Raw genomic sequence first — 26,789 nt, 5'->3', positions numbered from 1 at the left:
TCCCTGGCCCGGCCCCCCACCCGAACCCACAGGGTTTCCCATTACCCACCCGGGAAACCGCGAAAAACGTGCTGACATGGGCCCCTAATCACAGCTATCACGGAAGAATACCGTAGCGCTGTTTGGTGCGAGGGGCCCAATGGCGGAGGGAATGAGCGAGGCGGAGGCCACGCGGCGCGTGTTGGAGGCGTTGCCGGAGGGCCTTCGGGTGCGCTGGGTCCAGGAGGGCCGGGGGGCCTGGGTCCTGGGCTGTCAGGACTCGAAGCCGAACCTGCACGCGCCCCGGGGCGAGGACGTGCTCATCCAGGGCGAGCTGTGGCTCTTGGGCGCCCGCTACGTGGAGGGCGCGGTGCCGCGCGGTGCCCTGCGGGTGTGGCTGCTGGAGGGCCCCGTGCGGCACGTGCTGGCCGCGCGCGTGGCGGTGGGCTGCGGGGACCTGACGCTGGGCCTGGGGCCTCCTGGCGCGCGGGTGCCGTCGGCGCGGGTGGTGTGCCAGCGCGTGGAGTGGCGGCCGTACTCGGTCGCGAACGCGGCGCCGCTCGCGGCGGCCTTCGTGGACCTGTGGCGCGGCCTGGGCCGGGGCTCGCGGCTGGAGCGGCTGGGCCTGGAGGTGGAGGGCGCGGTGGAGGGCCGCGCGCGCGTGTCCCCCTTCGTGGAGGTGGAGGCGGACCGCAAGAGCAGCCGCCGCTCCGCGACGCGCCACCCGCTGCCCCCCTTCGAGGCGCCCTCGGCGGACGTGCTGCGTGACTGCCGCCTGTGGCTGCGCGCGACGGCGCACGCGCTGACCCGCGAGCCGCCCTTCCTGCGCGAGGTGTACCTGCCGTCCCCTGTATCCGGAGACGCCGTGCCCCTGGCGCTGGAGGCCACCGCCGCGAACGAGTCCCTGAGCGCGCTGCTGGAGCGGCGGCTGCGCTGGGCGGAAGGATGGCTGTGTCCCTCCGCGCTGCTGGAGCTGGAGGTGTCGCGCACGCTGCCCGAGGGCGTGAACGCCGGGACGTGCTGGCTCACCGCGCGCTTCGAACAGGCGCAGACGGGCGGGACGGCCACCACCGTCACGCTGCTCGACACGCCGGGCTTCTCCACGGAGGTGCTCGCGCTCCTGCGCGGCTGGGCCCAGGCCACGGCGCCGGGGCGCGGCGCGGTGGTGCGCGGCCTGTTGTCCGTGGAGTGACGCGACGTCACCCTCGCGGGCCTCGTCCGCGGGGGCGGGGCGCTCGGCCAGACGGCCCTGGCAACGGGCGTTCGCGGACCCACCTTGCTCCCGTCAATCTTTATCCGCGGAGGCGGGGGAGGCGTAAGACCATGGGCAAGACGAACTGGAAGACGCGTGCGGTGACTGCGGCGGTCATGACGGGGCTGATGGGCTTCGCGGCCCATGCCGACGACAGCAAGTCCAAGCAGGAAAAGCAGTCCATGGAGCACGGCAAGGCCGTGGGCGAGGCCGCCGGCAAGCGCGTGCAGTACGTGGGCAAGCTGGCCGTCTTCAACAACCGGCAGATCAAGCTGGCGCGGCTCGCGGAGCAGCAGGCGACGGACCCGCAGGTGAAGCAGTTCGCCACCAAGCTGCGCGAGGACCACGAGAAGAGCCAGGAGTCGCTGCGCTCCTGGGCCCAGCAGAAGAAGATGGAGATCGGCGCGCTCAGCGACAGCAACATCACCTCCGAGGACCAGACGGGCACGGGCGGCTCCGGCGTGCAGGAGGGCTACAACAAGAAGATGGAGGGCACCGGCGAGAAGCTGGGCAAGGCCATCGACCAGACGAACGAGGAGATGACCAAGCTCCAGGCGAAGCAGGGCCCCGAGTTCGACAAGGCCTTCCTGACGCGCATCACGGCGGACCAGAAGAAGGGCAAGGAGATCCTCAAGGAGGGCCGCAAGGAGTACAAGAACGACGCCAGCTTCCTGGCGCTCCTGAGCGACACCGAGCGCGTCGTCAGCGGCAACGAGACGCAGGCGAAGGAGCTCGAGAAGCAGATGAAGAAGTAGTGCCCGCGTGTGTAGGGCGGTGGGCGTCGGGCCGACGGGCCGGTTGACTCGGCCGGGTCCGGCGCCTAATCCCTCGCGGATGCGCACGGCACTGGCGGCGGTGGGGGTGGCACTGGGGGCGCTGCTGGGCGCGTGTCAGGCGTCCATGCCGGTGGTCCCCGCGGTCCCGCCCGTGGGCGCGACGCCCATGGGCCCCTTCGTCGACGACGCAAGCTCCCTCTTCGAGGGCTGCGTCCCCGTCCCGGACAGCGCCACGTCGCGCACGTACCGCTGCGGCGCGCTCTCCGTGTGGCTGCACGAACAGCCCGGCTTGAGCGAGGCGCAGGCGGTGGAGTCGGGGCGGGCCCGCGTCCATGCGCGCCTGGGCCCGGCGCTCACGGAGGTCCGGGGAGAGCTGCCGCTCGCGGGACATCCGCACCCGTCCCTGCGGTTCGAGCAGTGCTCCGGTGCGGACGGCGGCAGGACCTGTCCCGTGGGCGGCTACGTCACGGCGGTGACGCCCACCGCGGGCCACGTGCGCCAGCTGGGCTGCGTGGTGCGCGAGCCCGTCCGCGCGGGGCTGGGCCGGTGCCTGGAGCTGTTCGCTTACCTGGCCACGGAGGGCAACCCGGAAGGCGACGTGCTGGCGCCGTCGTCGCTCATCACGCCGCCGCGCCTGCCATGGCGGTTGCTGTACCTGCCGGAGGGCTGCGAACTCGCGGACTCGACGACGCGCGCGGGGAGGATCCGCTGTGCCGCGTCCACCTTCTCCTGGAGCGCCTTCTTTCCGGCACACCCGAGCGCGGCCCAGGTGGAGCGCTGGCGCGACCGGAGCGTGGAGGAGCTGCGCGACGCGCTCCCGGGAGCCAGCCCGGTGGAGGTGCGCGACTGCTACGTGGAGGGCCAGTCCACTCGCTGCCTCCACTTCACCGCGCCCGCTCCGGACGGCGACGTCCAGGTCTGGGCCGGCGGCGTGAACCGGAGCGGCTGGGGCCTGTTCGCGGCGTGCAGCCTTCCCGCGAGCGATTCCTTTCCCCTGCCGACCGCCTGCAACGGCGTGTTCGCTCCGCGCTGAAGGGACGTGGCGTCCGTGTTCCTCCTGGAAGGGGTGTCCAAGCGCTTTGGTGCCGCGCAGGCCCTGCACCCGCTGACCCTGGCCCTGCCGAAGGGCGCCACCACGGTGCTCATCGGCCCCAGTGGCTGCGGCAAGTCCACGCTGCTGCGGCTGCTCAACGGCCTGCTCCGTCCCGACACGGGGCGTGTGCTCTTCGACGGCCTGCTCCTGCCGGAGGACGCGGACGCGCTGCTCGCCGTGCGCCGCCGCGTGGGCTACGCGCTCCAGGGCGGAGGCCTGTTCCCGCACCTCACCGGAGCGGGGAACGTCACGCTGATGGCGCGGCACCTGCGCTGGCCGGAGGCGCGGATCCGCGAGCGGCTGGGTCAGTTGATGGACCTGACGCGCCTTCCGGCGGAGGCGCTGGAGCGCCTGCCTGGCGAGCTCTCCGGAGGCCAGCGGCAGCGCGTGGCGCTGATGCGCGCGCTGATGCTGGATCCGGACGTGTTGCTGTTGGACGAACCCCTGGGCGCGTTGGATCCGCTGGTGCGCCACGACCTCCAGACGGACCTGCGCGGCATCTTCGAGCGGCTGGGCAAGACGGTGGTGCTCGTCACCCACGACCTGGCGGAAGCCGCCTACCTGGGCGACGGCATCGTGCTGATGCGCGAGGGCCAGGTGGTGCAGCAGGGCACGCTGGATGATCTGGAAGCGCGGCCCGCGGAGCCGTTCGTCACGCGGTTCATCCAGGCGCAGCGCCCGCTGCCCCTGCGGAGGTCCGGATGATGCGCGCGCTGGCGCTGGCGTTGCTGCTGTTCGGCGTCGCGTGCGAGAGCACCGACGGCGCGGGGCCCGAGGTGCGCGTGGGCTCCAAGAAGTTCACCGAGTCCGTCATCCTCGGGGAGATGGTGACGCAGGTGGCGGAGGACGCCGGTGCACGGGTCTCGCACCGGCGCGAGCTGGGCGGCACCACGGTGCTGTGGGAGGCGCTGCGCCGGGGCGAGCTGGACGTGTATCCCGAGTACACCGGCACGCTGCGCCAGGAACTGCTCGTGGGGCGCGCGCTGCCGGACGACGCGGCGCTGCGCAAGGCGCTCGCGGATGAGGGCCTGCGGATGAGCGCGTCGCTGGGCTTCAACAACACCTACGCGCTGGGCATGAAGGAAGCGGAGGCCCAGCGGCTGGGCATCCGCCGCATCTCCGACCTGAAGGCCCACCCGGAGCTGCGCGTGGGCTTCAGCAACGAGTTCATGCAGCGGGGCGACGGCTGGCCCGCGCTGCGAGACGCGTACGGCCTGCCCCAGCGCGACGTGCGCGGCCTGGACCACGACCTGGCCTACCGGGGCATGGAGAGCGGGGCCATCCAGCTCACGGACCTGTACTCCACGGACGCGGAGATCGCCGCGTACGGGCTGCGCGTGCTGGAGGACGACCGCCACCACTTCCCCGCGTACGACGCCGTGCTCCTCTACCGCGCGGACCTGGAGACGCGTGCACCTCGCGTCGTCGCCGCGTTGCGCCGGCTGGAGGGCTCGCTGACGGAAGCGGAGATGGTGAAGCTCAACGCCCGCGCGCGGCTGGAGCACGTGCCGGAAGCCCGGGTGGCGTCGGACTTCCTCCAGGCGTCGCTGGGCCTGACGACGGAGGTGCGCACGGACGGGCGGGGCGTGCGCGTCTGGCAGCGCACGCGCGAACACCTGTTCCTCGTGGGCCTGTCGCTGGTGGCGGCCATCGCGCTGGCCATCCCGCTGGGCGTGGTGGCCGCGCGCCGTCCGCGCCTGGGGCAGGGGGTGCTGGGGCTCTCCAGCGTCATCCAGACGGTGCCGTCGCTGGCGCTGCTGGTGTTCATGATTCCGCTGCTGGGCATCGGCTCGAAGCCGGCCATCGCGGCGCTGTTCCTCTACAGCCTGCTGCCCATCGTGCGGAACACGGCGGCGGGGCTGCAGGGCATCCCGTGGGAGGTGCGCGAGTCCGCGGAGGCGCTGGGCCTGCCATCCGGCGCCAGGCTGTGGCGCATCGAGCTGCCCATGGCGGCGGCGTCCATCCTCGCGGGCATCCAGACGGCGGCGGTCATCAACGTGGGCACCGCGACGCTGGGAGCGCTGGTGGGGGCGGGCGGCTACGGCCAGCCCATCCTCACCGGCATCCGCCTGGACGACGTGGGGCTCATCCTGGAGGGTGCGGTGCCGGCGGCGGTGCTCGCGCTGGGCGTCAGCGGCCTCTTCGAGGCGGTGGCGCGCGTGCTGGTGCCCCGGGGCCTGCGCGGCTGAGCGCTACACCGGCTCCACGCGGGGCGCAGGCTCGGCCGCGGGCTCCAGGCGCGGCGCGTCCTCCGCGAGCCCCGCCGCGCACAGCCGCACCACGCACATCCACACGCAGTCCGCGAGCAGCAGGTGCACCAGCTGCATTGTCACGGGCGCCAGCAGCACCAGGTTGACGACGCCCGCGCACAGCTGCGCGACGTACACGCCGGTGAGCCACGCGGACGCCCGCCGCACCTCCGGCGAGGGCCGCAGCCGCGCCACCCAGCGGCCGCCGAACACCAGCAGCGCGCCCATGCCCACCGCGATGATGGGGTGGAACACGCGCAGGCGCAGCAGCACGTGCGCCGCTTCCGATAGGTCCTGCTCGAAGCCGTGCGCGAGGCTCGTCGCAGGGAACAGCGTGTCGCCCAGCGCGGCCACCGCGCCGCTGATGCCCAGCACCAGCATCCCGGCCACGCTCAAGCCCAGCACCGCGCCCACCGTGCCCTGGCCTCGCAGCGCCATGCGCGCGCGGCCCTTGGCGGCCCAGACCACCAGCGTCTGCGCGCCCACCAGGAGGAAGGTGTTGGTCAGGTGCACGCCCATCCACACCGCGCGGCCCAGGCGCGCGTCCTGCGCCACGTACTTGAGCAGCACGATGCCCGCGCCCACCAGGCCTTCGGTGAGCATGAACACCAGCGCCCAGAACGCCGCGCGGCGGCCCGGGTGGCCCTTGGGGAACTCGCGCCGGCCCCACATGTAGAGGGCGACGGCGAGCACCGTGGCCAGGCCGCTGGTGAGCCGGTGCGTGTACTCGATGAGGGTCTGGAGGGAGGGCGCGCGGGGCAGCACCTCGCCGTTGCAGACGGGCCAGTGGTCGCCGCAGCCCGCGCCGGAGCCGGTGGCGCGCACGAACGCGCCCCAGAGGATGACGCCCAGGCTGTAGAGGAGCACGCCCTGGCTGAACCACTGGAAGCGGCGGGTGGCGGCGGTGGGAAGGGTCATCGTGCCCTCCCACTACCGCATCCCTTCCCAGGGGACCACCGCGCGCCCCAGTCCGCCTGCCCGCCGCGCGCCAATGGCTCAACACCTGGGCTTATGGGGCCGCCCACGGCAGTCCCCAAGGCTGGGAGAAGTTGTTAGCGTCACCTCGTGCCCCGAGACCGCGAAGCGCCCCCTGCCTCCCTCCCTGCTCACGATGCGGCCGAGCGGCTGCGGCGACTGGAGGCGGCCATCGAGGAGGGGCGGGCGCGCAAGGACGCGGCCCTGGAGGCGTGGGTGCGCCGGATGGGCCGCCTGCCCACCGAGAAGGAGCGCGACCGCTGGGAGCGGGAGTGGGAGCGCGGCGCGGAGCGGGAGCGCCAGCGGTGGGAGAAGCAGTGGGAGCGTGAGTCGAAGGACGCCCTGCGCCGCGCGGAGCGGCAGGCCAAGCGCGACGCGTACATCGCCCAGCAGCAGGCGCACCGCGACGCGAAGCGGGCGGAGCGGGCGGCGCGGGAGGAGGCCTCGCGCAACCCGCTGGTGGGCGTGGGGCAGCTCATCGTCGCGCTGGCGTGCATCGCCACGGTGGTGCGGCTGCCGCAGCACTACTGGTGGCTCGTGTTCGTGGCGCTCGGGTTCTTCAAGGGCGCCGCGAAGCACCTGCGCCCGGCCAACAACCCATTGCTGACGCGCGTGGAGGATCCGCCCGCGCCAGTGCTGCCGCGGGAGAAGGTGCCGGAGGCGCCCGCGGATCCGCGCCTGAAGCGCGTGGATGCCGTCTGCGAGAAGCTGCTGGCGGAGCTGCGCGCGGGGAAGGGCGTGTTGCAGGAGATGGTGCGCTCGCCGGAGCGCACCGTGCAGGACCTGAAGAAGAGCTGCCATGAGCTCATCCGCCGCGAGCGCGAGCTGCGCACGGTGGCGCCGCCGGAGGACGTGCAGCGGCTGGCGGACGAGCGCAAGACGCTGGAGACGCGCTGGGCCGCGGAGGAGGACGTGGTGGTGCGCGACCGGCTGCGCGCGGCGCTCCAGGTGCTGGACGAACAGGTGCGCCAGCGCGCGGAGCTGACCAAGGCCGCGGACCGGCTGGAGGCCGAGTACACGCGGCTGGCGTACACGCTGGAGAACCTCTACGCGCAGGTGCTGCGGGTGCGCTCGGCGGACGCTGCTGACGCGGACGTGGCGGGCGCGGGCCTGCGCCACAGCGTGGAGCAGCTGGGCGCGGAGGTGGACGCCGTGACGTCCGCGCTGGAGGAGGTGCACGGCGCGCCCATGGATGGCCGGGTGCGCACGCGCTGACGGAGGCTATTCGCCCGCGTGCTTCGACGGGGGCGGTGCTCCGGACGCGCCGGTGATGCGGACGGTCTTCGCGTTGACGAACTCGCGGATGCCCAGGTCGGCCAACTCGCGGCCGTGGCCGGAGTGCTTCACGCCGCCGAAGGGCAGGCGCGCGTCGGAGGCGACGAGCGCGTTGACGAACACCATGCCGGCCTCGATGCCGTCGATGAGCCGGCGCTGCTCGTTCGCGTCCTGGGTCCACACGCTCGCGCCCAGGCCGAAGGGCGTCGCGTTGGCCAGCTCGATGGCGTGCTCCAGGTCGCGGGCGCGCAGGAGCGTGGCCACGGGGCCGAAGAGTTCGTCATGGAAGGCGGGGGCCTTGGGCGGCGGATCCGCCAGGACGGTGGGCGGGTAGAAGTTGCCGGGGCCGCCTTGGGGCTTGCCGCCCAGCAGCAGCCGGGTGCCGGCCTTCACGCTCTCCTGCACCTGGGCGTGCAGCCCTTCGAGGATGCCGGGCGTGGCGAGGGGACCCACGTCCGTCTTCGGGTCCATGGGGTCGCCGACCACCATGGACTTCATGCGCTCCACGAAGCGGCGTTCGAACTCCTGCGCGATGGGTTCGGCGACGATGAAGCGCTTGGCGGCGATGCAGGACTGGCCGTTGTTGATGAGGCGGGCGGACACGGCGGTGTGCACGGCCTTGTCCAGGTCCGCGCTGGGCATGACGATGAACGGGTCGCTGCCGCCCAGCTCCAGGACGACCTTCTTGATGGCCCGGCCCGCGGCGGCGCCGACAGCGCGGCCGGCGCCCTCGCTGCCGGTGAGGGTGACGGCCTTCACGCGAGGGTCCTCGATGACGCGGTTCACCTCCGACGTCTCGATGAACAGGGATTGGAAGGCGCCTTCGGGGAAGCCGGCGGTGCGGAAGATTTCTTCCAGCGCGATAGCGCACTGGGGCACGTTGCTGGCGTGTTTGAGGAGGCCCACGTTGCCGGCCATGAGGGCGGGGGCGGCGAAGCGCACGACCTGCCAGAAGGGGAAGTTCCACGGCATGATGGCGAGGACGGGGCCCAGGGGCTGGTAGCGCACGAAGGCGGTGTCGCCGTCCACGTCGATGGGCGTGTCGCGCAGGAGCTTCTCCGCGCGGGTGACGTAGTAGCGGCACGCGGTGGCGCTCTTGATGGACTCCGCCTTGGCGGCCTCCAGGGGCTTGCCCATCTCCTCCGTCATCATGCGGCCGAAGCGGTCGGCCTCGACTTCGAGGATTTCAGCGGCGCGGCGCATCCAGCGGGCGCGGTCGGCGAAGGACGTCTCGCGGTAGGAGCGGAACGTGTCCGCGGCCCGTTGCAGCTTGCGCTCCAGCTCCTCGGACGAGAGCACGTCGAAGGTGCGCAGCGTCTTTCCGGTGGTGGGGCTGATGGTGGCGATGGCCATGTGCGGGTGCCTCCCGGGTGCGAACGTCTCCGGGTGATAACAGGCCACGCACCCCTGACAATGCCTCCTGAGGCAGAGCGTCCAGGGGCGTACGCCGCGCGGCCGTGACTCAGGACTCCAGGACAGTGGGCGACAGCGCATCCGACCGGAGTGCCGAGATGAACGTGCCCAGGTCCTCCGCCAGCAAGTGGACGCTGCGGGCGTGCGCGTCCCAGTAGAACACCTGTCCTGTGTCAGCACCGCTCACGGCAAGGCAGAGCTTGTCGGCACCTTCCGTCGTCGCGATGGGGAGCAGTCCCGGCGGAAGGCGATCCCGGAAGACATCCAGGTTCCAGTCGAGGTTGCAGGACTCGACGGGATCGTTGAGGCCGAAGAAGAAGTGGATCCGGCCGAAGGGATTTCCCGGCACGCCCTGGAGCTTGAAGAGGTCACGCTCAGGGCGGCCACCGTTGGTGGTCAGCAGGAACTCGCGAAGCGGGAGTGGGAGCGCAAGTCTATATCGCTGCTCGAACGCGGCAAGGTCCGCCTCGCTCAGCAAGGGGCCCATCTCGGTCGTCCGCACGAACCGCGCCATCATGGGCCTCCTGAGAAACCGCCGGTGTGTCCTGTCCGGGCGTGAATGGCGGTGGGAACCAGTTGCAAGGTGGCCCGGTCCTGATGGTGATGCCAGGTCATTCCCTTGGGTGTTTCCCTCAAGCCCGCTGCCTTGTTCGCGGAGGCGAAGTCTCCGGCACGCGAACCAGTATAGGGAATCCTCACCTCGGCCTTCACGACTCCGGCCGCCTTGAAGTCAGGGTAGCCCTCCGCGTCGAAGGGGACGCCGGTCACTGGATGTGTCTTCCCGGCCAGATGCGCGTTCCGGATGGGAGTGTCGGCGGAGAAGCCTCCCGTGGACGCGCTTGAGGTTGTACGTGGCCGTTCGCGCTCGGCCTCCGCCAACATGGCCTGGGCCTTCGCCGCGTTGCCCCGGGTCTCATGCAAGGCCAGGACTCCTGCCTCTCCCCACTCGGCGGCGACGTAGGCATTCTCCCGGCGGGCCTGGAGGTACCGGAGCACGTCACGGGCCGCGTTGACTCCCAGTTGCTCCTCCAGCCGGGCCACCACTGCTTTCAATCCCTCCAGGTTGAGGACAGGACCGGAAGATTCTCGGAGGGCCCGTGCTCCCTTTCCGCCTGCATACAGCGCGACCATGAGTGCTGCCGGTGCCAGTTCACGCGATGCCTGCTCGTACCTGCCCTCAGCCAGCGACGACGCCCCCTGCGCGGTTCCCGCCAACAGGTGGAAGAAGCCCAACGGTACGCCAAAGGTCAGGTGGTCAAAGCTTCCCAGCGCCACGTTGCCCGCCGCGAAATGCTGCTCCATGAGGGCCCGCTCCACCTCGTCGAGTGCCTGGCGGTAGGGCGTAGGCAGTTGCTCGCGTTTGGAAGACAGGTCCAGGTAGCTGGCCCCCGCGCTCACCTCGCTGCTAGCGAGTGCTTCCCGTCCGGCCCGGCCCAGGCCCCGAAGAACGTCACCGCTGCGTTCAGGACGCTCGGCGTGTGTCTGAATCATCAGACCGCGCTCATGCAGTTGTTGCCGGACCGTGGTCATCGTGCCCAGCGTCTGGCCAAGCTGCTTGTCTTGGGCCAGCAGTTGGAGCATGGCGCGCAATTCGTCATCGCATGCGGAGTGGAGGATGAAGAGTGCGAACACTTCGGCTCGGGCCGAGCCGTACCGCTCCGAGGTGCTGACGAGAAAGGCCGCGCGCTTCCGGCCCAGGACTTCGGACGCCTCCGCGTCCATGGGGCCCAGGGAGCCCAACCGGACGGCATCCCAATCGTTCAGGGACTCCACCAGCCGGGCCATGTCCACTCCGCGCTGCATGGCCACGAAGGCCGCGGGAGATGAACACGTCAGGAAGGGGGCAAGCACGTCCTCGCGGGAGTTCAAGGAATCGAGCTCGAATGGCGCGGACGCACAGCCGGTGGCCAGCAAGGCCATGCAGGCCAGCGTCAACAACCCATGCCATCTCATACGGGCCTCCCGAGGATGTATTGAGGGAAGAAGACCACCCTCAAGCGTGACCGAACCATGACCGAATCACTGAGTACCCAAGGCCAACGGCTCCCTGGGCCCGTGGTCCCATGGCTTCCGATTCACATGGAGGTCGTGCATGGGAATGGCCGTGGGAGGCAGGGGCGGAGTGAAGGCGGACATCAACGTCACGCCGCTGGTGGACGTGGTGCTGGTGCTGCTGATCATCTTCATGGTCGTGACGCCGATGTCCCAGCAGGGCAAGGACGTCACCCTGCCCACCGCCGCTGAAGGAGAACATCGCGACAAGCCCGAGCCGCTCGTGTTCTCCCTCACCGCGGACAAGGCGCTGTTCGTCGACAAGGACGCCTTCCCGGACGCGGCCTCCTTCCAGGAGCGCGTCCAGCAGGAGCTGCGCGCCCAGCCCGAACGCAAGCTGCTCCTCAAGGCGGATGAGGCGCTGACCTGCGGCGACGTGCTCGGCGTCCTTCAACAGTCGCGCGACGCCGGCGCGCGGAAGGTGTCCCTGGGTGTCTCCATGAAGAAGAACTGAAGGAGGACCGCCATGCGCTCCAGACGCCCCATCGTGAAGCCCCAGTCCGGACTCCAGTCGGACATCAACGTCACGCCGCTGGTGGACGTGGTCCTCGTGCTGTTGATCATCTTCATGGTCGTGACCCCGCTCATGCGCGGCGAGTTCGCCCTCCAGCTCCCCTCCCAGGAGCCCGCGACGGCCGAAGCCCCACCGTCGAAGGAGCTGGCCCCCGGCCTGGTGCGCCTCACCGCGGACGGCACGCTCCTGCTGGAAGGCCAGCCCGTGAGCGAAGCGGAGTACGTGGCGCGCCTGCGGGCCTTCCTGGAGGCCCGTCCCCAGGGACAGCGCGGCCTGTTCTTCCAGCCGGACGCCCGCGCTCCTTACGCACGGCTCATCACGGCCCTCGACGGCGCGAAGGCCGCGGGCGCCGAAGCCCTGGGCCTGTCCGTCGAACACCCCTGAGCACCTGGAGCCTGTCCGACACTCGCCGCAGAAAGCCCGTGGCCAGCCCGCACCCGCCGACTTAAGTCACGGCCATGTCACGAGGGCCTTGGCGGTGGGTGTCGGGTTGGGACGTGATGGTGACGCGGCCCCTGGGGCTGCTGTTGCTCGTGGTCGCGTGCGTCCTGGGGTTCGTCGCCCTGTCGGACGAGGTGCACGAAGGCGACACGCAGGACATCGACGAGCGCATCGTCCGCTCCCTGCGCCGTCCGGAGGATCCCGCGATGCCCCGGGGGCCCTGGTGGCTCGCGGAGACCGCTCGCGACGTGACGTCGCTGGGCGGCTTCCCCGTGCTGTCGCTGCTCACCGTGGCCGTGTGCGGCTTCCTGCTGGTGGCGCGCCGCTACCGCACCAGCCTCTTCGTCCTGGCCGCCATCGTCGGTGGGTGGCTCCTCAACGCGCTGCTCAAGAACCTGTTCCACCGCCCGCGCCCCTCGGTGGTGCCCCACCTCACCGAGACCCTGTCCACCAGCTTCCCCAGCGGACACGCGATGCTGTCCGCCATCACCTACCTCACGCTGGGCGCGCTGCTGGCCCAGTTCGCGGAACACCGCCGCGTGAAGGTCTACCTCCTCACCGTGGCCCTGGTCCTGTCCGTGCTCGTGGGCTGCACTCGCGTGTACCTGGGCGTGCACTACCCCACGGACGTGCTCGGCGGCTGGGTGGCCGGGCTCGCGTGGGCCCTCTTCGTCACCGTCGCCGCCCGCACCGTGCGCCGCCGCAGCCCCGCCCTGCGCGAGGAGGCCCACCGCCCCGTGGAATGAGCCTTGCGCCCACGGCCCCCACGCAGGATGAAGGGGCCTCCACCCGCCCATGTCCACCGTCCCCGTGAACATCCTCCGCCCCCTGCCGCCCGCGAGGCGCGGATGATCCAGGCGTGGCTGTGGCGGCTGGGCTTGGGACGCGGCCGGGTGCACGTCTTCTACGACGAGTCCTACCGCCTGCCCCTCTCCGGCATCGAGTCCTCCGTGGGCATCGAGCCGCGCGGCACCGACTTCACCACCTGGTACCTGCTGGAGTCCGGCGTGGTGCGCGCCGCGGACGTCCGCCACCCGGTGCCCGTCTCCTACGCCCAGCTCGCGCGCGTGCACGACGCGCGCTATCTGGAGTCCCTCTCCGAGCCCGCGACGCTCGCGCGCATCTACGCCACCGACCCATCCGAAGTCCCCGTGGACGCGCTGCTGGACAGCGTGCGGCTCGTGTGTGGCGGGACGCTGGGCGCGGCCCGGCTGGCGCTCGCGCGGCAGGGGCCCGTGGTCAACATGGCCGGCGGCTTCCACCACGCGCGCCCGGACAAGGGCGGCGGCTTCTGCACCGTCAACGACATCGCCGTGGCCGTGGCGGACCTGCGCGCCTCCGGCTTCGACGGCTCCGTGGCCGTGCTGGACCTGGACGCGCACCCGCCGGACGGCACCGCCGCGTGCCTCGCCGGCCAGCCGAAGACGTGGATCGGCTCTGTGTCCGGCAGCGACTGGGGCCTGCTGCCTCCCGGCGTGGACGAGACGCGCGTGCCCGACGGCTGCGACGACGTCACCTACGTGCAGAAGGTGAAGGACCTGCTCTCGCGCATGCCCGCCTCGGACATCACCTTCATCATCGCGGGCGGGGACGTGCTGTCCGGGGACCGCTTCGGGCGCGTGGGCATCACGCTTCAGGGCGCACGCAGACGCGACGTGGCCATCGCCGCCGCGCTGCGGGGACGGGCCAGCGTGTGGCTGCCCGGCGGCGGCTACCACCCGGAGTCCTGGAAGCTGTTCGCGGGCACCGTGCTGGTGCTCGCCGGCCTGGGCCACCAGCGCATCACCGCGCGCTACGACCCGTTGAGCGCGCGCTTCCAGCGCATCGCGCACCTGTTGGATCCGGAGAAGAAGGCGGACACCGCCGGGAACGCGCCGGACTGGGAGCCCTTCTCGCTGGAGGACCTGGAGGGCCCGCTGCGGCTGGGGCCGGAGGTGCAGCCGCGCGTGCTGGGGCACTACACCGCGCAGGGCATCGAGTACGCCCTCTTCCGCTACGGCATGCTGTCGTACGTGGAGCGCCTGGGCTACAGCCGCCTGCGTGTGCAGGTGGCCTCCACCGGCGGCACCGGCGACCGCATCATGGTGCTGGGCCACGCGGGCGGCCGCGAGCACCTGCTGTCGGACTCCGTGCTGGAGAAGAAGGTCCTCCAGGGGGAGGCCTTCCTCTTCGCCAACTGGCTGTCCCTGCGCCACCCGCGTGCGCGCTTCAGTGACACGCGCCCGCAGCTGCCCGGCCAGCAGGTGCCCGGCCTGGGCCTGTCGCGCGAGACGACGGAGCTGCTGCTCACCATGGCCCAGCGCCTGGGCCTGGCCGGCGTGGCCTTCCGGCCCATGTGGTACCACCTGGCCGTCGTCGCGCGCGGCCGCTTCCACTTCTCCACCCCGGAGCGCCAGGGCCGCTTCGAGGCGCTGATGCGCGACCTGTCCGCGCTGTCGCTCGTGGAGGCCACGCACGCCGTCGCCGAAGGGCGCGTGCGCCTGGACGGCCAGCCGTACCCGTGGGAGCCGGACGACATGCTCTGCCGCCTGACGCCCGTGCCCCTGGACGCGGAGGCGGTGGCGACGGAGCGCGAGCGCTGCCACTTCACGGTGCAGCCCGCCGCGGCGCTGGAGCCCGCCGCGGCGGCGTCCGTGAAGCCAGTGCCCCTGTGACGCCGGCGTGGCCCGCCTCCGGCTGAAGCCGCGCCCGTGGTAGTCATCGCGGCGTGGACCTGGAAGCGCAACGCCGTGAACAGCACAAGCTGCGGCTGTCGTGGATGCCGTGGCTCTACTTCAGCCTCAAGCCGCGCCACCGCGAGTGGGCGGAGGCCTGGCAGCGCGAGGTGCAGGACCGCCTGCGCGCGCTGGAGACGGTTGAAATCGCCGAAGGATGTTTCATTGCCCCGGAGGCGCGCATCTTCGCGGAGCCCGGCCGCACGGTGCGCATCGGGCCGGGGTGCAGCATCGGCGCGGACGCGTTCGTACACGGGCCGGTGGTGCTGGGGCCGCGCGTCAGCCTCAACGCGCGCGTCAGCCTGGACGGCGGCGCGTGCGGCATCCGCATCGGCGAGGGCAGCCGCATCGCCACCGGCGCCACGCTCTACGCCTTCGACCACGGGCTCGCGCCGGACCGCCCCGTGCGCGAACAGCCCGTCACGTCGAGGGGAATCGTGATCGGCCAGGACGTCTGGGTGGGCGCCAACGCGGGCATCACCGACGGCGTCACCGTGGGCGACCACGCGGTGGTGGGCATGGGCGCCGTCGTCACCCGCGACGTGCCCCCGTGGGCCATCGTCGGTGGGGTGCCTGCCCGCTTGCTCGGGGACCGCCGTCAACGCCCGCGTTCCGGAATCCCCGGGGGTTGGGAGCCTCCAGACTCCGAGGGAAACCCCTGAGTCCCGGGCGGGTCCATTGACTTTGAAACATTCGAGCGCCTTATGCTTCGGGGCGCGGTGAAACGCAGAGAGGGCTCGGGCCGTACGCACCGGGTGGGTCGTCCCTTGTGTTCATGGCTGAGTCCGTTTCATTCGCGATGAAGGAGGCCGCGGTGTCGCAGGAGCAACGCGAGACGGGGAGCGCCGCTCTTCCGGGGCAGTCATCCGTGGCGAGCGACCTCGTGGACCCCCGACGCTTCCAGCGGGCCGGCTCCCTCCTTCGCGAGGTGCTCTTCGAGTTGGACATCGCGGGCCGGCTCATCCTGGCGAGCCCCGCCTGGGAGCGCCTGGTCGGCGCGCCCGTGCACGCATGGACGGGCCGCGCGCTCGTGGAGCTGTTCCACCCGGAGGACCGCGACCATGCGCGCGCGCTCCTGCGCACGGCGAGCTCGCGCACGGACGTGCCCACGCGGCTGGAGCTGCGGATGTCCTCCGGTGGCGTCCAGCCGCGCTGGGTGGAGCTGTCCGCGACGGGAGACCCGGAGCACCTGGGCGGCGTGCTGGGCACGCTGGTGGACGTCACCCCGCGAAGGCTGGCGGAGGAGGCCGCCGCCACGCGCGAGCGCTACCTGGGCGCGATGGTGGAGGTGCAGCGGCGGCTGCTCGCGCCGGAGGCCGCTTCGGACCTTTACAACTCCATCCTGGAGCCGCTGGGCCGCGTCGCGGGCGCCAGCCGCGCCTACGTCTTCGAGTTCCACCGCGACGCCTCCGGGCGGATGCTCCAGTCCCAGCGCGCGGAGTGGTGCGCGCCCGGCATCTCGCGCGAATTGGACAACCCGGACACGCAGGCGTGGCCGGTGGATCAGGCCTTCGAGCTGCACCAGCTGGAGCAGCTGCACCGGGGCGAGGCCGTGCAGGGCAAGCCGGAGGACTTCGGCGCGGACAACGCGCGGGTACTGCTGGCGCAGGGCATCCGCTCGCTGCTGGTGCTGCCCCTGGTGGTGCACGGCGAGCCGTTCGGCTTCATCGGCTTCGACAACTGCGATGACGCGCGGCCCTGGTCGCACGTGGAGGTGAAGCTGCTCTCCGGTGCCGCCGGCGCGCTGTCGCTGGCGCTGGAGCAGCACACCACGGACGCGCTGCGCATGCGCACGGAGACCGCGCTGCGCCGCACGGAGGCGGGCTTCCACCTGCTCATCGAAGGGTTCCCGGACCCGGTGGTGGTGCACACGACGGACGGCATGCTCCTGTCGGTGAACCCGGCCATGGCCAACTACCTGGGCTACCAGGATCCGGCGGAGCTGTTGGGCCGGCACCTGCTGGGCCTGGTGCGGCGCGAGGACCAGGAGGTGGCGCGCCGCCACCTGGAGGAGGCGCAGGACGGGGCGCTGGCGGCCCGCTCGCACGAGGTGCCGCTGGTGCGCCGCGACGGGCGGGTGGTGAGCGCGGACCTGGTGACGCTGGGCGTGCTCTTCGACGGGGTGCCCGCGCGCGTGACGGTGGCGCGCGACTTCACCGAGCGCAAGCACATGCAGGCGCAGCTCATGCTGGGGGACCGGCTGGCCTCCATGGGCATGCTGGCCGCGGGCATCGCGCACGAATTGAACAACCCGCTGTCCTACGTGCTCTCCAACCTGGAGTTCCTGCACCGCGCGCTGGGCCCCATGCCCCGGCCCCTGGGCGCCGAGGAGCTGCTGGAGTACCAGCAGGTGCTGGAGGACGCGCGCGAGGGCTCCGAGCGGATGCGGCAGATCGTCCGCCAGCTCAAGGTCTTCTCCCGCGTGGACGACGCGCACGAGGAGGCGGTGGACGTGCACCGCGTGCTGGACTCCGTCGCGCAGATGGCGGCCAGTGAGATCCGCCCGCGCGCCCGGCTGGTGAAGCAGTACGGCTCCGTGCCGACGGTGCGCGCCAACGAGGGCAAGCTGTTCCAGGTGTTCCTCAACCTGGTCATCAACGCCGCGCACGCGATTCCGGAGGGCTTCACGGACGCGCATGAGATCCGCCTCATCACCCGCGTGGACGACGACGGCCGGGTGGTGGTGGACGTGCGCGACACGGGCCGGGGCATCGCGCCGGAGCTCCTGCGCCGCATCTTCGACCCCTTCTTCACCACCAAGGCGCCGGGCCAGGGCACCGGCCTGGGCCTGTCCATCTGCGACACCATCGTGCGCGCGCTGGGCGGCAGCATCGCCGCGGAGTCCACGCCGGGCCACGGCGCCACCTTCCGCGTCACCCTGCACGCCGCCGCGCGGGCCGCACGCGTGGCCTGAGCCACCCCGTCTTCCACGTCCGTGCGGGGAAGCGCGCCGCCCGTCCGCTGCCGCGAAATGGACTGAATCCGCCGCGCCCCCGTGTTCGAGTGTGGAGCGCCGGACGGCCTGCCCCGGGATGTGCTGCCCTCGCGCAAGCGATGGCGCCACGCTGGGGTTGCCCTGCCGCCGGGCCCCTTTCTTCCGGAGGCCATGGAGGACGCCATGCGAAAGCTGACCGCTCGCCTCGCCCCCGTGCTCGGGCTGCTGCTGGGCAGCGCGCTGGCGCTGGGGCCGGGCGCTTCCCCGGGTGTGTCCACGGCGGGCGCGACCGAAGCTCCAGCCGAAGCTCCGGCCGAGACCGCGGGCAACGCGTGCGCGGGCTCCGCGAACTTCCTCATCGGCGCGGCGCGCTCGGACATCACCGGCCCCGCGGCGGAGGTGGGGATGATGGGCTACGGGCAGGTGGGCCAGAAGACGGAGGGCATCCACCTGCGCCTGTACTCGCGGGCGTTCGTCATCGCCTCGCCGTGCAACGGCCGGCGCGTGGCCTTCGTCAGCGCGGACCTGGGCATGGTGTTCCAGGCGGTGAAGCAGCAGGTGGTGGAGCGGCTGCGCGCGAAGCTGGGGGACACGTTCTCCGACGACAACGTGCTGCTCAGCGCCACGCACACGCACTCCGGGCCGGGCGGCTTCAGCCACTACACGCTCTACAACCTGACCACCTTCGGCTTCGTGCCCCAGAACTTCGAGGCCATCGTCTCCGGCATCACGGACTCCATCGTGCGCGCGAACGCACGGCTGGCCGAGGGCTCGCTGCGGCTCGCCTCGGGGGACCTGCGCGGCGCCAGCGCCAACCGCTCACCGGAGGCCTACCTGCGCAACCCGGAGGCCGAGCGCGCCCGCTACCCGGACAACGTGGACACCCGCATGACGCTGCTGCGGATGACGGGCGCGGACGGGCGAGAGCTGGGGCTCGTCAACTGGTTCGCGGTGCACGCCACGTCCTTCGGCAACACGAACCACTACATCAGCGGCGACAACAAGGGGCTCGCGGCGCACGCGTTCGAGGTGGGGCAGGGCGGGCTGACGCCCGGAGGCCCGGACACCTTCGTCGCGGCGTTCGCCAACTCGAACGAAGGGGACGTCACGCCCAACATCCTGGGCGGCACGAACGGCGGCGGCGCGAACGACTTCGAGGACGCGGCCCTGTCCGCGAAGAAGCAGTACGACTTCGCCGCGCACCTGTGGGCCACCGCCGCGATGCCCGTGATGGGCGGCGTGGACTACCGGCACGCCTATGTGAAGATGGACGCGGTGGACGTCGCGCCCGCGTACGCGGACGGCAGCGCGCACCGCACCTGCCCCGCGGCCATCGGCCTGTCCATGATCGCGGGCGCGGAGGACGGGCCCGGCTTCGGCTCGGAAGGGGCCACCTGCGAGTCCGTGCACGACGTGTGGAGCCAGTTCACCTGCGCCGCCGTCACCACGCCCTGCCAGGGGGAGAAGCCCATCGTCCTGGAGATGGGCACCATGAAGCCCTACCCGTGGTCCCCGGAGGTGCTGCCCCTGCAGGTGGTGACCGTGGGGCCGCTGGCGCTGGTGGCGGTGCCCTTCGAGGTGACCACCATGGCGGGCCGGCGGCTGCGCGACACGGTGCGCGCGCAGCTGCAGGGCACGGGCGTGACGGACGTGGTCATCGCGGGGCTGGCCAATGACTACTCGGGCTACGTGGCCACGCGCGAGGAGTACGCGCGCCAGGACTACGAGGGCGCGTCCACGCACTTCGGTCCGTGGACGCTGGCGGCGCTGCAGCAGTCCTTCGCGGGGCTCGCGGCCAGCTTGCGCGACGGGACGTCCGTGCCGCCCGGGCCCACGCCGCGCGACCTGCGCAAGGCGGTGGTGGGCTTGCAGCCCGGCGTGGTGTTCGACGACAAGCTGCTCTGGGTGGACTTCGGTGCCGTCGCGGAGGAGGCGAAGGCGTCGTACGCGCGGGGCGAAACGGCGAGCGTCACCTTCTGGGGAGGCCATCCGCGCAACGACCTGAAGCTGGGGGGCACCTACCTGCGCGTCCAGCGGCGGCAGGCGGACGGCGTGTGGCGGGACGTGGCGCACGACGGTGAGGGCGGCCCGCTGTACCACTGGCAGCGCGAGTACTGCGTGCCCACGCTCGCGTGCTCGCACGTGCGCATCGACTGGCCCATCCCGCTGGACACGCCGCCGGGCACCTACCGGCTGGTGCACGAGGGCAACTGGAAGTCCGGCTGGGACGGACGCGTGCACCCGTACTCGGGAAGCTCGCGCCCGTTCACCGTGCGGTAGCGCGCGCCCTCAGTCGCAGGTGCCGTCCGGGTTGCACTTCTTGTCGCACTTCTTGCAAGCCACGCCGCCCTTGCCGCACTGGTTCTTGTCGGGGGCCTGGATGCAGCTGTTGCCCGCGCAGCAGCCGCCGCACGTGCTGGGGTCGCAGCGGCAGAGGCCATTGATGCAAGCCAGGCCCGGGCCGCACGCGTTGCCGCTGCCGCAGACGCACTTGCCCCCGAGGCAGCGGTCCGCGTTGTTGCCGCTACAGGCCGGTCCGATGCCGCAGCCGCAGGTGCCCCGGGCGGTGCAGGTGTCGGTGCGCTGCACGTCGCAGCTCTCGCAGGCGATGCCGCCCACGCCGCAGGTGCGGAACGTGCGCGCCGTGCAGATGCCCTCGCGGCAGCAGCCGTCCGCGCAGTCCAGGCAGAAGGTGTTCGTGCCGCCATCCGTGCCGCCGTCCGGGGCGGGGCCGGAGGTCAGCCGCACGGTGACCTCCACCTCGTAGCCGTCGCGCACGCTGGCGGTGGCCTCTCCTGATGCGACCACGGTGGCGTCGTCGCGCAGGCCCTCCACATGGACGGTGGCCTGGGTGCCGTCGGCGGCGCCATCCAGGAGGACGCGGAAGGTCTCGCCGCTCTGGAGCTCGCGGCTGGAGTCCTCCGGCAGCAGCGTGGTGGGCACGGCGTGGCCGTCCGCCACGGCGCCGGAGACGCGCAGCCGGGTGAGGTTCAGCGAGGGCTCGAACTCGGTGGTGACGAAGAGGGCGGTGCCGGAGGCGGCGGCGGGGTCGCGGCAGGCGGCCAGGGTCACCAGGGTCAGCAGGCCACTGCACAGGAGGAGCCTGACGAGCGCGCGGCGGGGGGATGCTCCCACGGAAGTCATGATGGGAACGAAGGTAGCGGTTCCTCCGTCGCGACGTGGACGGCATGGTGGGCACGGGCGCGAGGGCGTTGGACAGCGGACGCTCACCCTCCGGTATCCCGGGATGTTCGGTGTGTCACCGGACATGCTGCTCGCGTGGCGCCGGGCGCGGGAAGGCCTCAGCATGAGGGGACGCGCGAGTCCCTGGGAGGCGGCAACGGCATGGTGGTCATCGTCATGGGCGTTTCAGGCACCGGGAAGTCCACGGTGGGCCGGGCGCTCGCGGACCGGCTGGGGTGGACGTTCGTGGACGCGGACGACCTGCACTCGGTGGAGAACCGCCGGAAGATGGCCGCGGGCACGGCGCTGACGGACGTGGACCGACAGCCCTGGTTGGAGCTCTTGCGCGCGCGGATGGAGAAGGCGCTGGATCAGCGCGAGGACCTGGTGCTGGCGTTCTCCGGCCTCAAGCAGCTCTACCGCGCCAGGCTCACCGTGGACCCCGAGCGCGAGCGCTGGGTGTACCTGCACGCGCCCGCGTCCGTCATCCGCGAGCGGCTCCAGAAGCGCCTGGGGCACTTCATGCCGGCGTCGCTGTTGCAGAGCCAGCTGGAGACCCTGGAGTTGCCCGAGGACGCGTTCACCGTGGACGTGACGGAACCGCCGGACGCCGTGGTGGAGCGCATCCTGGACGGGCTGGACCTGCGGCCCCGGTAGGGGCCTTCAGCGAACGGGCTCGACGGTGGCGCCCAGGCGCTCCAGCAGCTCTCGGTACCAGGTGAAGGCGCGCTCGGCGTGGCCCTTCAATTCCTTCGTGCCCCACAGCAGCGTGAGGGTGCGGCGCGTGGTGGCGTCCGTCTTGGTGCGCTGGGCGTCCTTCACCGCGTTGGCGCACGGGCCCTGCGCGTCGAAGAGGCACAGCAGGCCCTCCAGGTCGATGGTCTGCCCGGAGGCGTTGAAGACGTAGCGGTCGCCCTGGATGGCGGTGGAGACGCGGAACGGCGCCTGGGCGCGGTCCAGGTCCACGACGCTGATGGGCAGGCCGCTGTGCAGCGACACGGCATTGCACGCGTCCACCGCGGCGTTGATGGTGCCCAGGGTGCCGTCGCCGGAGGCCCGCACCAGGTACTCGGACGCGGGCTTGCCCCGGCCCGTGGGCTTGTAGCCGCCGTGGCGGAGCAGGTCGCGCACGGCGCCCCGCACGGCGTCGTCGCTCTGGACGGGCGCGGTGGCGCCGGGCTTCAGCAGGGCCTGCAGCCAGTCGGGCGCGGGCAGGTCCCCCAGGGGAGCAGGGAAGGAGGAGGTGAAGGCGACGAGGTCGAGGAGGGGATGGTTGTCGACGGTCAGCACGGCGGCACTCTACGCCACGCGCTGGTAGGGTAGGGATGGCCGCTGCTTCCCCTTCGTGGTCCCTGCACCTGGAGCCTTCCGCATGCCCACGCTCATCCCGAAGCCCAACCGTGTGACGGCGGTGGGCAACAAGCCGAAGCTCATCGACGAGTACGTCGGCCGGGTGACCTCCAAGACGTCCAACATCAGCGTGGCGCACATGCGCAGCCCGGGCGGGTGGGAGGAGCCGGGCCAGACGCCCGAGTTCCGTGAAATCACCCTGGTGCTCGCGGGGACGCTGCGCGTGGAGCACAAGGGCGGGGTGATGGACGTGCACGCCGGCCAGACGGTGGTGTGCGAGCCCGGCGAGTGGGTCCGCTACAGCACCCCCGAGGAGGAGGGCGCGGAGTACGTGGCCATCTGCACCCCGGCGTTCTCCCCGGGCACGGTGCACCGGGACGCCTGAGGGGGCCCGAGCCTCGGGTTCCACGCTGGGCGGAATCCCGGGCGGGGGCCTGCCTGCCTGCGTGCGTGGATGGACCTGGGGCTGTCGGGGGTTCGGAAGCATCCCTCCGGCGGGCGGCTCGTGGCATAAGGGCCGCCGCCTGATTCCCCGGGCCTTTTCGGTACGCACATGATCCGTCTCGACAACATCGGCAAGCAACACGGTCAGCAGATCCTCTTCATCGAGGCGTCGGCCGCGCTCCACAAGGGCGAAAAGGTGGGCCTGGTGGGCCCGAACGGCGCGGGCAAGACGACGCTGTTCCGGATGATGACCGGCCAGGAGTACCCGGACGAGGGACAGGTCTCCATCGACCGCGGCGTCACCATTGGCTACTTCAGCCAGGACGTCGGTGAGATGGACGGCCGCAGCGCGGTGTCCGAAGTGATGGACGGCGCGGGCCCGGTGAGCACCGTCGCGGCGGAGATGAAGGAGCTGGAGGCCGCCATGGGGGACCCGGACCAGGCGGACAACATGGAGAAGCTCGTCGAGCGCTACGGCGTCGCGCAGGGCCGCTTCGAGGAGCTGGGCGGGTACGCGCTGGAGGGCCGCGCGCGGGAGATCCTCGCGGGCCTGGGCTTCAGCGAGGAGATGATGGACGGCGACGTGGGCAAGCTGTCCGGCGGCTGGAAGATGCGCGTGGCCCTGGCCCGCATCCTCCTGATGCGGCCGGACGCGATGTTCCTGGACGAGCCTTCCAACCACCTGGACCTGGAGTCGCTCATCTGGCTGGAGGGCTTCCTCAAGGGGTACGAGGGCGCGCTGCTGATGACGTCGCACGATCGCGAGTTCATGAACCGCATCGTGACGAAGGTGGTGGAGATCGACGGCGGTTCGCTGACGACGTACTCGGGCAACTACGACTTCTACGAGGGCCAGCGCGCGCAGAACGAGGCGCAGCAGCAGGCGCAGTACGAGCGTCAGCAGGCGATGCTCGCCAAGGAGATCAAGTTCATCGAGCGGTTCAAGGCCCGCGCGTCGCATGCCGCGCAGGTGCAGAGCCGGGTGAAGAAGCTGGAGAAGATTGAAAAGGTGGAGCCGCCCAAGCGCCGCTCCACGGTGCTCTTCGAGTTCCAGCCGCCGCCGCGTTCCGGTGACGACGTGGTGAACCTGAAGAACGTGTGCAAGGGCTACGGCAAGCGGACCATCTACGACGGCCTGGACTTCCTGGTGCGCCGTTCGGAGCGCTGGTGCGTGATGGGCGTGAACGGCGCGGGCAAGTCCACGTTGCTGAAGCTGGTGACGGGCACGACGCAGCCGGATGAGGGCACGGTGGCCCTGGGTGGCAGCGTGAAGATGGGCTACTTCGCGCAGCACGCGATGGACCTGTTGGACGGAGAGAAGACGGTCTTCGAGCAGCTGTCGGACGCGTTCCCCCGCGCGGGGCAGGGCTCGTTGAGGGCGCTGGCGGGCTGCTTCGGGTTCAGCGGCGACGAGGTGGAGAAGAAGTGCCGGGTGCTGTCGGGTGGAGAGAAGGCGCGTCTGGTGATGGCGCAGATGCTCTACGACCCGCCGAACTTCCTGGTGCTGGACGAGCCCACGAACCACCTGGACATGGGCACGAAGGAGATGCTGATCAAGGCGCTGTCGCGCTACGAGGGCACGATGCTGTTCGTGTCCCACGACCGGCACTTCCTGGGAGCGCTGTCCAACCGCGTGCTGGAGCTGACGCCGGACGGCATCCACAAGTACGGCGGCGGCTACACGGAGTATGTCGCGCGCACGGGCCACGAAGCCCCGGGTCTGCGCAGTTGACGTGGCTGGCGCCACCGGGATGGTGAAGGTGGCGTTCTGGGACGAGGACACCCAGAGCGTTGAGACGCTCTGGGCGACGCCGCTGGGACAGGAGCGGTACCGCCTGGAGAACAGCCCGTTCTTCACGTACCGCGTGTCCTGGCTGGACGTGGTGGAAGCCCGGCCGGACGCGCAGGGACAGCTGACGTTCCAGCGCGTTGTGGAGAAGTCAGGGCACAGGACGGTGCGGGTCATCCTGCAAGACGTCACGTCTCCGGCAGCGACCCCCTTCCTGGATGGGTTGAAGCAGCGCGGGTGCAGCTACGAAGGCTTCCAGCCCAAGCTGCTGTCCATCGACGTGCCCCCGGAGGTCCGGCTCGACGAGGTGACGCGCTATCTCAATGAGCAGCGTGTCCAGTGGGAGGCCGCGGATCCGACCTACGAGGACCTGCATCCGGACGCGAAGTAGGCTGGCAGCGACAGATTCCCCGAGTCTTGTCCGCGTACGCGGGCGTGATGTAGCGCATCCGCTCCGTGATGCTGAGCGCGAGCAGTACGCGCTCCCGGGGAGTCATCGCGGCCAGTCGCTCGAACATGGTTGGCTTCAATGGAACCCGTTTCGGATGTCGAACTTCTCATGGGGAGAGAAGGTCTTGACCGCCATCAGGACCATCCAGCCGGTTCCTCCATTCACCGGGCTGGCTTGTCTGCAGCAGATGCGAATCGCTGAGTCACTGAGGGTCCAGTCTTCGCACTGCTTTCCTTCCACCAGACGGTTGGTGGAGGTGGGGGCGCCAAGAACGGAAACGGCCTCATCGTGGAGGGCCTTGAACGCCGTTGCGCAGTGCGCTTCCCGGCGAAAGACCGAGATCCCGAAGTTCTCAAGCTGTTCATCGGAGGAAAACCCGTAGGTCACCTTCCCAGGGTATCCGCCCAGTGTGGCGCCTTGTCCGAGCGCTTCCGCTTCAGCGCGTGTCATGCCATGGCGGAGTCGAGTAATCAGAGAAATAGATTGCGTAGGCGGCGCCTGTGGGGGAGTGCTGAGTGATGCATCGGGTAGCGATGCTCCCAGCGCGACTTGACTCATCGAGTTCATCCGATGCGCAGTCAAAAAACCTCCTGTGGCTCCAACCAGGAGAAGCCAGGACGTCCTATGGGTCAGCATTGAAACCTCGTCCGGGAAGGCCACTGTCATGGCCTGGGCATCCTGCTCATGCTCAAGGAAGTCGAGCTCCATCAGAGCTTGGTGGTCGTCGAACGCGCAGGTCAACGAGGGGTGGGGGATGGCTTGTTTGTCCGTATGGAATTGTTCGAACAGGTGCCCGCCAGTCGCAGATGCTGTCGCCCTACGAGGGCACGATGCTGTCCGTGTTCCACGACCGGCACTTCCTGGGAGCGCTGTCCAACCGCGTGCTGGAGCTGACGCTGGACGGCATCCACAAGTACGGCGGCTACACGGAGTACGTCGCGCGCACGGGCCACGAAGCCCCGGGTCTGCGCAGTTGACGTGGCTGGCGGCCAGAGCGTGGAGACGCTCTGGGCGACGCCACCGTTAGGCTCACGGTTCGACTTGCGTCCAGTCGTCGGGACCTACTGAAAACTCAGTCTTCGCCTGACGCATGGCCTCATCGAGGCTTTGGTGCCATGTGTCACCGAGTGGTTGTTCATTGGCGCCCAGACGGAATAGGTAGAACGCGCCGTCTGCGCTCGTAATTTCAAGCGAAACTGCGATTTGACCCATTGATTTCATTGCCAGTGACTTGATGGTTGCAGTGAGCCTCATGAGGCAGCCCCTGGGCCAGGACGGGTGGAGGGTGAGCCAGCCTCGAACTGTCGGAGTGCCTCGAGTTCTGCCGCCTTGGCCGCAAGAAGAGCGTCGAAGTCGTTCGGCTTCGGCAGGTTCCTCTGTAGCAACTCCACGAACGCCTTCGCTCGCCAGTCCTCGAGCCCCGCGATCACCGCCGCGAAGCTGACGGCAAACCGCCGGTAGAATGTCTGGTCACGCACGGCTTCGATCAGATACGCGAAGTCCTCCGCGGCGATGACGTACTCGGCGGAGGCGAGAGCCGCCTTCAAGCGGACTCGGAGCACACCGAATCGCTGCGTGGGGCTCAGGGATGCGTCCGCGAGCAACTCGTCACAGAATCCCAGTGCTCGACGAGCCCTACGTGCCTTCACGAGGGGGTGGGCGAGGTTGAGCTTGATGGAGTAGGAGCCGGGATACAGCTGGCCCAGCTCAAGCCGGAACTGGAGCGCCTCGCACTCCTCCGCGATGCCAAGGTTCGCAAGAGCCGCGCCAGACGGCTCCTGCTGCCGCATGGCCACGCGGTAGTCCTCCCGAGCGCCGGCGCACTCGTTGTCGGTCAGCTTTCGATCTGCCTCGTCTAGGACGCTCATGGCTTGCCGCTGAAGCCTGGATGTTGTGGGTGTGGT

Annotated in this window: 26 protein-coding genes and 1 pseudogene; 18 read left to right on the top strand and 9 right to left on the bottom strand. The window is 70.7% G+C overall.

Going from position 1 to position 26,789, the window contains the following annotated elements; translation table 11 throughout:
• The first annotated feature begins 139 nt into the window (after positions 1–139).
• The 5 genes from D7W79_RS43495 to D7W79_RS03150 all read left to right on the top strand — a co-directional run bounded on the left by D7W79_RS43495 (position 140) and on the right by D7W79_RS03150 (position 5,289).
• A complete protein-coding gene (locus D7W79_RS43495) occupies positions 140–1,171 on the top strand; it encodes a hypothetical protein (RefSeq protein ID WP_208729624.1) in 1,032 nt (343 codons plus the stop codon).
• Positions 1,172–1,302: 131 nt separating this feature from the next.
• A complete protein-coding gene (locus tag D7W79_RS43490; RefSeq protein ID WP_158616874.1) occupies positions 1,303–1,986 on the top strand; it encodes a DUF4142 domain-containing protein in 684 nt (227 codons plus the stop codon).
• 79 nt (positions 1,987–2,065) lie between these two features.
• Positions 2,066–3,040 (top strand): hypothetical protein, encoded by a 975-nt coding sequence (locus tag D7W79_RS03160; protein ID WP_244221564.1) that lies wholly within the window; start codon positions 2,066–2,068, stop codon positions 3,038–3,040.
• 15 nt (positions 3,041–3,055) lie between these two features.
• Complete coding sequence (locus D7W79_RS03155; protein ID WP_120523841.1) at positions 3,056–3,805, top strand: ATP-binding cassette domain-containing protein; 750 nt, start codon at positions 3,056–3,058, stop codon at positions 3,803–3,805.
• Positions 3,805–5,289 (top strand): ABC transporter permease/substrate-binding protein, encoded by a 1,485-nt coding sequence (locus D7W79_RS03150; RefSeq protein WP_120523834.1) that lies wholly within the window; start codon positions 3,805–3,807, stop codon positions 5,287–5,289. The genes D7W79_RS03155 and D7W79_RS03150 overlap by 1 nt, the downstream gene beginning before the upstream one ends.
• Positions 5,290–5,292: 3 nt before the next feature.
• On the opposite strand, the gene D7W79_RS03145 is transcribed toward D7W79_RS03150, so the two are convergent.
• On the bottom strand, positions 5,293–6,267 hold the full coding sequence (locus tag D7W79_RS03145; protein WP_120523833.1) for a COX15/CtaA family protein: 975 nt from the start codon (positions 6,265–6,267) through the stop codon (positions 5,293–5,295).
• 147 nt (positions 6,268–6,414) lie between these two features.
• Between D7W79_RS03145 and D7W79_RS03140 the strand changes: the two genes are divergently transcribed.
• A complete protein-coding gene (locus D7W79_RS03140) occupies positions 6,415–7,539 on the top strand; it encodes an AAA family ATPase (protein WP_120523832.1) in 1,125 nt (374 codons plus the stop codon).
• A gap of 6 nt (positions 7,540–7,545) precedes the next feature.
• Here D7W79_RS03140 and D7W79_RS03135 read toward each other — a convergent pair whose 3' ends face one another.
• The 3 genes from D7W79_RS03135 to D7W79_RS03125 form a co-directional block, all read right to left on the bottom strand.
• Positions 7,546–8,952, bottom strand: coding sequence for an NAD-dependent succinate-semialdehyde dehydrogenase (locus D7W79_RS03135; protein WP_120523831.1), 1,407 nt, complete (start codon positions 8,950–8,952; stop codon positions 7,546–7,548).
• Positions 8,953–9,061: 109 nt separating this feature from the next.
• Positions 9,062–9,526 (bottom strand): SMI1/KNR4 family protein, encoded by a 465-nt coding sequence (locus D7W79_RS03130; RefSeq protein ID WP_120523830.1) that lies wholly within the window; start codon positions 9,524–9,526, stop codon positions 9,062–9,064.
• On the bottom strand, positions 9,526–10,950 hold the full coding sequence (locus D7W79_RS03125; protein ID WP_338078764.1) for an HNH endonuclease: 1,425 nt from the start codon (positions 10,948–10,950) through the stop codon (positions 9,526–9,528). The genes D7W79_RS03130 and D7W79_RS03125 overlap by 1 nt, the downstream gene beginning before the upstream one ends.
• Positions 10,951–11,104: 154 nt before the next feature.
• Between D7W79_RS03125 and D7W79_RS03120 the strand changes: the two genes are divergently transcribed.
• The 7 genes from D7W79_RS03120 to D7W79_RS03090 all read left to right on the top strand — a co-directional run bounded on the left by D7W79_RS03120 (position 11,105) and on the right by D7W79_RS03090 (position 19,948).
• The gene (locus tag D7W79_RS03120) at positions 11,105–11,518 is read left to right on the top strand and encodes an ExbD/TolR family protein (RefSeq protein WP_120523828.1); all 414 of its coding nucleotides are present in this window, start codon (positions 11,105–11,107) and stop codon (positions 11,516–11,518) included.
• A gap of 12 nt (positions 11,519–11,530) precedes the next feature.
• The gene (locus tag D7W79_RS03115) at positions 11,531–11,962 is read left to right on the top strand and encodes an ExbD/TolR family protein (RefSeq protein ID WP_120523827.1); all 432 of its coding nucleotides are present in this window, start codon (positions 11,531–11,533) and stop codon (positions 11,960–11,962) included.
• A gap of 74 nt (positions 11,963–12,036) precedes the next feature.
• Positions 12,037–12,765 carry a phosphatase PAP2 family protein gene (locus D7W79_RS03110; protein ID WP_167497659.1) on the top strand — a complete coding sequence of 243 codons (729 nt, stop codon included), beginning with the start codon at positions 12,037–12,039 and terminating at the stop codon, positions 12,763–12,765.
• Positions 12,766–12,867: 102 nt separating this feature from the next.
• Positions 12,868–14,673: a histone deacetylase family protein gene (locus D7W79_RS03105; protein WP_120523825.1), complete on the top strand. Its 1,806-nt coding sequence runs from the start codon at positions 12,868–12,870 to the stop codon at positions 14,671–14,673.
• Positions 14,674–14,726: 53 nt separating this feature from the next.
• Positions 14,727–15,395, top strand: coding sequence for an acyltransferase (locus D7W79_RS03100; protein ID WP_120523824.1), 669 nt, complete (start codon positions 14,727–14,729; stop codon positions 15,393–15,395).
• A 113-nt stretch (positions 15,396–15,508) separates the two neighbouring features.
• A complete protein-coding gene (locus D7W79_RS03095) occupies positions 15,509–17,647 on the top strand; it encodes an ATP-binding protein (RefSeq protein WP_244221563.1) in 2,139 nt (712 codons plus the stop codon).
• 204 nt (positions 17,648–17,851) lie between these two features.
• Positions 17,852–19,948: a neutral/alkaline ceramidase gene (locus tag D7W79_RS03090; protein WP_120523839.1), complete on the top strand. Its 2,097-nt coding sequence runs from the start codon at positions 17,852–17,854 to the stop codon at positions 19,946–19,948.
• A gap of 9 nt (positions 19,949–19,957) precedes the next feature.
• On the opposite strand, the gene D7W79_RS03085 is transcribed toward D7W79_RS03090, so the two are convergent.
• Positions 19,958–20,812, bottom strand: a complete 855-nt coding sequence (locus D7W79_RS03085; RefSeq protein ID WP_120523823.1) for a hypothetical protein — start codon at positions 20,810–20,812, stop codon at positions 19,958–19,960.
• Between the two features lie 201 nt (positions 20,813–21,013).
• On the opposite strand from D7W79_RS03085, the gene D7W79_RS03080 reads away from it, so the two are divergent.
• Positions 21,014–21,508 (top strand): gluconokinase, encoded by a 495-nt coding sequence (locus D7W79_RS03080; protein WP_120523822.1) that lies wholly within the window; start codon positions 21,014–21,016, stop codon positions 21,506–21,508.
• Between the two features lie 6 nt (positions 21,509–21,514).
• Here D7W79_RS03080 and D7W79_RS03075 read toward each other — a convergent pair whose 3' ends face one another.
• A complete protein-coding gene (locus D7W79_RS03075; RefSeq protein ID WP_120523821.1) occupies positions 21,515–22,141 on the bottom strand; it encodes a phenylalanine--tRNA ligase beta subunit-related protein in 627 nt (208 codons plus the stop codon).
• 82 nt (positions 22,142–22,223) lie between these two features.
• Between D7W79_RS03075 and D7W79_RS03070 the strand changes: the two genes are divergently transcribed.
• The 3 genes from D7W79_RS03070 to D7W79_RS03060 all read left to right on the top strand — a co-directional run bounded on the left by D7W79_RS03070 (position 22,224) and on the right by D7W79_RS03060 (position 24,825).
• A complete protein-coding gene (locus D7W79_RS03070) occupies positions 22,224–22,586 on the top strand; it encodes a cupin domain-containing protein (protein WP_120523820.1) in 363 nt (120 codons plus the stop codon).
• A gap of 168 nt (positions 22,587–22,754) precedes the next feature.
• Positions 22,755–24,377 (top strand): ABC-F family ATP-binding cassette domain-containing protein, encoded by a 1,623-nt coding sequence (locus D7W79_RS03065; RefSeq protein WP_120523819.1) that lies wholly within the window; start codon positions 22,755–22,757, stop codon positions 24,375–24,377.
• Position 24,378: 1 nt separating this feature from the next.
• Positions 24,379–24,825, top strand: a complete 447-nt coding sequence (locus D7W79_RS03060) for a DUF4265 domain-containing protein (RefSeq protein ID WP_120523818.1) — start codon at positions 24,379–24,381, stop codon at positions 24,823–24,825.
• A 135-nt stretch (positions 24,826–24,960) separates the two neighbouring features.
• Here the strand turns inward: D7W79_RS03060 and D7W79_RS43125 are convergent, their stop codons facing one another.
• Positions 24,961–25,593, bottom strand: coding sequence for a hypothetical protein (locus D7W79_RS43125; protein WP_147441782.1), 633 nt, complete (start codon positions 25,591–25,593; stop codon positions 24,961–24,963).
• Between the two features lie 101 nt (positions 25,594–25,694).
• Here D7W79_RS43125 and D7W79_RS03055 point away from each other — a divergent pair.
• Positions 25,695–25,862 (top strand): annotated as a pseudogene (locus D7W79_RS03055) (ABC transporter ATP-binding protein); the annotation flags it as partial.
• 52 nt (positions 25,863–25,914) lie between these two features.
• Here D7W79_RS03055 and D7W79_RS43120 read toward each other — a convergent pair.
• Together D7W79_RS43120 and D7W79_RS03050 are read right to left on the bottom strand one after the other, a co-directional pair.
• Positions 25,915–26,139: a hypothetical protein gene (locus tag D7W79_RS43120; protein WP_147441781.1), complete on the bottom strand. Its 225-nt coding sequence runs from the start codon at positions 26,137–26,139 to the stop codon at positions 25,915–25,917.
• Positions 26,136–26,753, bottom strand: coding sequence for a hypothetical protein (locus tag D7W79_RS03050; RefSeq protein WP_120523817.1), 618 nt, complete (start codon positions 26,751–26,753; stop codon positions 26,136–26,138). Before D7W79_RS03050 ends, D7W79_RS43120 begins: the two co-directional genes overlap by 4 nt.
• Between the last annotated feature and the right edge of the window lie 36 nt (positions 26,754–26,789).

It is taken from the genome of Corallococcus exercitus, assembly GCF_003611585.1.
Lineage (GTDB): Bacteria > Myxococcota > Myxococcia > Myxococcales > Myxococcaceae > Corallococcus > Corallococcus exercitus.
This window is presented reverse-complemented; position numbering and strand designations above follow the sequence as displayed.